Raw genomic sequence first — 7,303 nt, 5'->3', positions numbered from 1 at the left:
CAGCCCGTACGTCAGCACCGGGTGCGCGCTGGACTCCACGAACGCCCGGAACCCGTCGGCCAGCAGGGAGCGGACGACCGGCTCGAAGGACACCGGCCGGCGGCAGTTCTCGTACCAGTACGCCGCCGTCAGCTCGGGACCCTCCAGCACCTCGCCCGTCACGGTCGAGTACAGCGGGACGGAACCGGTCCGCGGCTSYACGAAGCCCAGSAGGTCCAGGATCCGCTCCTTSAGSSGSTCSACCTGSGCGCAGTGGGAGGCCACCGTGGACGGCACGATCTTCGCGCGCACCCCCTCGGCCTCCAGGGCGGCGACCAGCTCCTCCAGCGGAGCCACGTCACCGGCCACCGTCACCGCGCTCGGACCGTTGATCCCGGCGATCGACAGCGCGTCCCCGTACGGGACGAGCCGGGACTCGGCCTCGGCGCGCGACAGGGAGACGGAGGCGACGGCGCCGTTGCCGACCAGCTCGTCGGCGAACAGACGCGAGCGGAGCACGACCACCTTCGCCGCGTCCCGGAGGGTCAGGGCCCCCGAGACGACGGCGGCGGCGATCTCGCCCTGCGAGTGGCCCACCACCGCGTCGGCCCGCACGCCGGCGGCCCGCCACAGCTCGGCCAGCGACACCATCACCGTGAACAGGACCGGCTGGAGCACCTCGATGCGGGTCAGGTCCCCGTCCCCGCGCAGCACCCCCTCCACCGACCAGTCGACGTGCTCCTCGACGGCCCCCGCGACCTCGGCGAAGCGGGCCGCGAACACCGGCGAGGAGTCGAGGAGTTCGACGCCCATGCCGGCCCACTGCGAGCCCTGGCCGGGGAAGACGAACACCGTCTTGCCGCCCGCGTCCGCGACGCCGGCCACGACGGGCGCGTCGAGCGCGGCGAGGAGCTCCTCGCGGGAGGAGCCGAGCGCCACGGCCCGGTGGTCGAACGCCGAGCGGGTCGCGGCCAGCGAGAGCGCCACGTCCTGCGGGCGCAGCGCGGGGTCCGCCCCGACGAACCGGCGCAGGCGGGCGGTCTGCGCGGTCAGCGCCGCCGCCCCCTTGCCGGACAGCACCCACGGGACGGGACCGCCCGTGCCCACGGCGGGGGCCGGGGCGGGCTCCTCCTCCCGCTCCGGAACGGGGGGTGCCTCGGGGGCGGCTTCCAGGATGGCGTGCGCGTTGGTGCCGCTGAGGCCGAAGGAGGACACGGCGGCCCGGCGCGGGTGGTCGGTCTCGGGCCAGGTCCTGGACTCCGTCAGGAGTGCGACGTCGCCGGCGGCCCAGTCGATGTGCGGGGACGGCGCGTCGACGTGCAGGGTCTTGGGGAGCACCCCGTGGCGCAGCGACATGACGGTCTTGATGATGCCGCCGACGCCCGCCGCCGCCTGGGTGTGCCCGATGTTGGACTTGATGGAGCCCAGCCACAGCGGCTTGCCCTCGGGCCGGCCGCGTCCGTACGTGGCGAGCAGGGCGTTGGCCTCGATGGGGTCGCCGAGGGTGGTGCCCGTACCGTGCGCCTCGACCGCGTCGACCTGGTCGGGGGTGAGGCGGGCGTTGGCGAGCGCGGCCCGGATGACGCGCTGCTGGGCCTTGCCGCTGGGGGCGGTCAGGCCGTTGCTGGCGCCGTCCTGGTTGATGGCGGAGCCGCGGATGACGGCGAGGACCTCGTGGCCGTTGCGGCGCGCGTCGGAGAGCTTCTCCAGCAGGACCAGGCCGACGCCCTCGGAGAAGGAGGTGCCGTCGGCGCCGGCCGCGAACGCCTTGCAGCGGCCGCTGAACGCCATGACCCCCTGGGCGCTGAAGCCGACGAACAGGCCGGGGGACGCCATCACGGTGACCCCGCCGGCCAGGGCGAGCGAGCACTCGCCCTGGCGCAGCGCCTGGGCCGCGAGGTGCACGGCGACCAGGGAGGAGGAGCACGCGGTGTCGATGGTGACCGCGGGACCCTCGAACCCGTAGGTGTAGGAGAGGCGGCCGGAGATCACACTGGCCACGGAGCCGGTGACGAGGTGCCCCTCGGCGCCCTCGGCCTCGTCGCCGAGGCTCTGGGCGTACGAGGGCTGGGAGGCGCCGATGTAGACGCCGGTCTGGCTGCCCTTGAGCCGGAGCGGGTCGATGCCGGCCCGCTCCAGCGTCTCCCACGAGGCCTCCAGCAGCAGCCGCTGCTGGGGGTCCATCGCGAGGGCCTCGCGCGGCGAGATCCCGAAGAACGCGGCGTCGAACTCGTCGACGTCGGGGACGAACGCGGCTTCGCGCACCGTTCCCGTGTCGCCGAGGTCCCAGCCGCGGTTGTCGGGGAAGCCGGAGACCGCGTCCCCCTCCTCGGCGACGAACTCCCACAGGTCTTCGGGGGATTCGATGCCGCCGGGGAAGCGGCAGCTCATGGCGACGACGGCGATCGGCTCGTGCGCGGCGTCCACCAGGTGCTGGTTCTGCCGGCGCAGCCGTTCCGTCTCCGTCAGCGACGCCCGCAGCGCTTCGACGACCTTTTCCGAGGGGGTGCTCATGGGTGTGATCTCCGGATCTCGTCTTCGCGGATCAGTGGTTGTCGCCGTCCAGGGCCAGGGACACGAGATCGTCGAGGTCCATCGTGGCGATCGAGTCCTCCCGTGCCCCGGTGTGGTCGGACGTGGCCGGTTCGGCCGCCGGGCTGCCCGCCAGGCGCAGCAGGGTGTCGAGGACGCCCGCTTCGCTCAGCCGGGCCAGCGGGAGGGTGGCCAGGGCCCGCCGCAGGTGTGCCTCGTCGACCGGCGTGCCCGTGCCGGCCGTGGCCGCCGCGGTGTCCGCTCCGGTCTGCGGGGCGAGTTCGTCCCGCAGGTGCTCCGCGAGTTCGACCGGGGTGGGGTGGTCGAAGACGATGGTCGCGGGCAGCCGCAGTCCGGTGGCCGCGCCGAGCCGGTTGCGCAGCTCGACCGCGGTCAGCGAGTCGAAGCCGAGCTCCTTGAAGGCCCGGTCGGCCTCGATGGATCCGGGGTTGGCGTGGCCCAGGACGGCCGCGACGTTGGTCCGTACGAGGTCCAGCAGGACGTCGCGGCGGCGCTCGGCGGAGAGTCCGGCGAGCTTGCGGGTGAGCGAGGAGCCGTCCGGTTCCGCGGTGGCGGCCGTGCCCGCGGCCCGGCGCACCGGGGTGCGGACCAGCGAGCGGTACAGCGCGGGCAGGCCGGCCCCGCCGGCGGAGTCGCGCAGCGCGGCCGGGTCGAGCCGGACGGGGACGCTCAGTGCCTCGTCCCGGTCCACGGCCGCGTCGAACAGGGCGAGGCCCTGCTCCGCGGTGAGCGGGGTGACGCCGCCGCGGCCGAACCGGGCCAGGTCGGTGTCGTCGAGTCCGGCGGTGAGCTCGCTGGTCTGGTGCCACATGCCCCAGGCGAGGGAGGTGGCGGGCAGGCCCTGGGCGCGGCGGTGGTGGGCGAGCGCGTCCAGGTAGGTGTTGGCGGCGGCGTAGTTGGCCTGTCCGGAGTTCCCGGTCACGCCGGCCGCCGAGGAGTAGAGGACGAAGTGGCGCAGGTCCAGGTCGCGGGTGAGCGCGTGGAGGTTCCAGGCGGCGTCCACCTTGGGCCGCATGGCGCGCTCCATGCGGGCCGGGGTCAGCGAGGCGAAGACGCCGTCGTCGACGACCCCGGCCGCGTGCACCACGCCGGTCAGCGGCCGGTCGGCGGGGATCGCGGCGAGGACGGCGGCGAGCGCGTCGCGGTCGGCGGCGTCGCAGGCCACGACCTCGGCCGTACCGCCCGACTCCGCTATCTCCGCGACGAGTTCGGCCGCGCCGGGGGCGTCCGGGCCGCGGCGGCCGGCCAGCAGCAGGTGCCGTACGCCGTGCTCGGTGACCAGGTGCTTGGCGAGGAGGGCGCCCAGGGTGCCGGTTCCGCCGGTGATCAGCACGGTTCCGGCCGGGTCCCAGCCCTGCGGGACGGTCAGGACGATCTTGCCGGTGTGCTTGGCCTGGCTCATGAACCGGAAGGCCTCGGGAGCCCGGCGGACGTCCCAGGTGCGGGTGGGGAGCGGGCTCAGGGCGCCCGCCTCGAAGAGGCCCGCCAGTTCGGCGAGCATCCCGGCGGTGCGCTCCGGGCCGGCCTCGGCCAGGTCGAAGCGGCGGTAGTGGACGCCCGGGTGGTCGAGGCCCACCTGTCCGGCGTCGCGGACGTCGGTGGCGCCGAGTTCGACGAACCGGCCGCCGCGCGGCAGCAGCCGCAGCGAGGCGTCGACCAGGTCGCCGGCCAGGCAGTCCAGGACGACGTCGACGCCCTCGCCGCCGGTGGCGGAGCGGAAGCGCTCCTCGAAGGAGGCGTCGCGGGAGGAGGCGATGCGGGCGTCGTCGAGACCGGCCGCGCGCAGCGCGTCCCACTTGCCCTCGCTCGCCGTGCCGAACACCTCGGCGCCCAGGTGCCGGGCGATCTGCACGGCGGCCGAGCCGACACCGCCCGCGGCGGCGTGGACCAGGACCCGTTCGCCGGCCTTCAGGCCCGCCAGGTCGACGAGCGCGTAGTACGCGGTGAGGAAGGCGGCGGGCACCGAGGCGGCCTTCTCGAAGGACCAGCCCTCGGCGATGCGGGCCACCATCTTGGCGTCCGCGACGGCGAGGGGCCCGAAGGCGTGCGGGACCATGCCCGCCACCCGGTCGCCGGGGGCGAGGTGGGTGACGTCCGGGGCGGTCTCGACGACCACACCGGCCGCCTCGCAGCCCATGAACCCGCCGCCCGGGTACATCCCGAGGGAGACGAGGACGTCGCGGAAGTTGAGCCCGGCGGCGTGCACGGCGATCCGCACCGCGCCCTCGGGCAGCGCTCCGGCCGCCTCGGGGCGGGGCAGCAGGGACAGGTGGTCGAGGGTTCCGGCGGCGGTGGTGTCCAGGGCCCAGGCGGCGGCACCGGCCGGTACCGGCAGGGCCGTGCCCGCGCCGGACCGGACCAGGCGCGGCACCAGGGCGGTGCCGGCGCGCAGCGCGGTCTGCGGCTCGTCGTGGACGAGGGCCGTGGCAACCGCGCCCCGCAGGGCGGCGGCCGACTCCTCGGTGGTGTCGAGGTCGGCGATCAGGAGCCGGCCGGGGTTCTCGGCCTGTGCCGAGCGGATCAGGCCCCAGGCGGGCGAGTGCGCGAGGCCGGTGGCGTCCTCGCCGGTACGGGTGGCGACCGCGCCGTGGGTGAGGACGACCAGCCGGGATCCGGCGAAGCGTTCCCCGGCCACCCATTCCTGCACGGTGGCCAGCAGGGCGGCGGCCTCGGCGTGGACCTCGGGGAGGGCGCCGTGGGAGCCGGTGGCCGGGCCGTCGGTCCTGTCCCCGTAGGGGAGGACCACGGTCTGCGGCAGGGCCGCGCCGTCGGCGGCGGCGAGGGCCGCGAGGTCCTCGTAGCGGTCGACGACCGCGCCCGCGCCTTCCAGCGCGGCGGCGACGGCGGACGCGCCGGAGCCCAGCACGGCCCAGTTCCCGGCGGCGGAGGCGTCGGCGCCGGTGGGCAGCGCCGTCCAGTCGAGGCGGAACAGTCCGTCGGTGCCGCCGTCGCCGCCCTGCCGCAGGGTGGCCGTGTCGACGGGGCGCAGGACGAGCGCGTCGACGGTGGCGACCGGTGCGCCGGCCGCGTCGGCGACGTCCACCGCGATGGTGTCGGTGCCCGCCGCGCTGACGCGGACCCGCAGGGTGCCGGCGCCGGCCGCGTGGAGGCAGACTCCGCTCCAGGCGAAGGGCAGCCGGGCCTGGCCGGTCAGCTCGATGAACTCGCCGAGCCGCATGGCGTGCAGCGCGGCGTCGAGCAGGGCGGGGTGCAGGAGGTAGGCGGCCGCTTCGCCCTGGTGGCCGTCGGGCAGCGCGACCTCGGCGAACACGTCCCCGGTGGAGGCGTGGCGCCATGCGGCGCGCAGGCCCTGGAAGGCGGGGCCGAACCGGTAGCCGGTCTCTGCCGCGGCGTCGTAGAAGCCTTCGAGGTCCACGGGTTCGGTGCCGGCGGGCGGCCAGGAGGTCAGGTCGTATCCGGGTGCGCGGTCCCCGGGGGCGAGGACGCCGCTGGCGTGCCGGGTCCAGGGCAGGTCGGCGGGCGCGTCCTCGGCGCGGGAGTGGACGGTGACGGGGCGGGTGCCGGAGCCGCCGTCGGGGCCGACGAGCACCTGGAGGTGGACTCCGCCGCTGGCCGGGAGGACGAGCGGCGCTTCGAGGGTGAGCTCGTCCAGCAGGGTGTAGCCGGCTTCGTCGCCGGCGCGTACGGCGAGTTCGACGAAGGCGGTGCCGGGGAGGAGGGGCGTGCCGGAGACCGCGTGGTCGGCGAGCCAGGACTGGGTGTCGGGGGCGATCCGGCCGGTGAACAGGAGGCCTTCGCCGCCCGCGAGGCTCACGGCCGCGCCGAGCATCGGGTGTCCGGCGTCCGAGAGCCCGAAGCCGGTGGCGTCGCCGGAGAAGGGCGGCAGCGGGTCCGGCCAGAAGGGCTCGTTCTGGAAGGCGTACGTCGGCAGGTCGACCCGCCGGGCGTCCTGGCCGGCGTGGACCGCTTGCCAGTCGACGGGGGCGCCGTGGGTCCAGGCCTGGGCGAGGGAGGCGAGGAAGCGCTGCGGGCCGCCCTCGTCGCGGCGCAGGGTGCCGAGGGTGACGGCGGACGCGCCGGCGGCCTCGATGGTCTCCTGGACGCCGATGGTCAGCACGGGGTGGGCGCTGGTCTCGACGAAGACCTTGTGTCCGCGCTCCAGGAGGCCGTTGATGGCCTCCTGGAAACGGACGGTGCGGCGGAGGTTGGTGTACCAGTACTCCGCGTCCAGCTCGGAACCGTCGGCCCACTCCCCCGTCACCGTCGAGAAGAACGGAATCTCGGCGGTCCGCGGCTCGATGCCCGCGAGGAGGCCGATGACCTCGTCACGGATGGACTCCACCTGCGGACCGTGCGAGGCGTAGTCCACATTGATCCGACGGGCACGCACCCCGTCGGCCTCACAGACCGCCATCAGCTCGTCCAGAGCCTCCGGAGCACCCGAAACCACCGTCGACCGCGGACCGTTGACGGAAGCCAGCGCCAGCCGCTCACCCCAGCCGGAGATACGTTCCACCACCGCATCGGCCGTCTCGGCGACCGACACCATGCCGCCCTTGCCGGCCAGGGCGAGCAGCGCCTTGGCCCGCAGCGCGGACACCTTCGCCGCGTCCTCCAACGACAGCGCACCGGACACGGCCGCGGCCGCGATCTCCCCCTGCGAGTGACCGACGACCGCGGCCGGAACGACGCCGTTGGCCCGCCACAGCTCGGCGAGGGACACCATCACCGCCCACAGCGCGGGCTGGACCACATCCACCCGGTCGAAGCCCGGCGCGCCGTCCTTCTGGCGGAGCACGTCCAGCAGGGA

2 protein-coding genes are annotated in these 7,303 nt (G+C 75.3%); both read right to left on the bottom strand.

Annotated features, from left to right (window positions below; genetic code table 11):
- The coding region (locus tag AB4039_RS40550; protein ID WP_442273136.1) for a type I polyketide synthase at positions 1-2,493 on the bottom strand (2,493 nt) is incomplete at its 3' end.
- 31 nt (positions 2,494-2,524) lie between these two features.
- Positions 2,525-7,303, bottom strand: a 4,779-nt coding sequence (locus AB4039_RS40545; protein WP_442273135.1) for an SDR family NAD(P)-dependent oxidoreductase, incomplete at its 5' end; no start/stop codon positions are given.

This window comes from Streptomyces sp. M-16 (genome assembly GCF_052114405.1).
In the GTDB taxonomy this organism is placed as follows: domain Bacteria; phylum Actinomycetota; class Actinomycetes; order Streptomycetales; family Streptomycetaceae; genus Streptomyces.
Note: the sequence above shows the minus strand (reverse complement) of the source record. Positions and strands in the feature narration are given on the sequence as shown.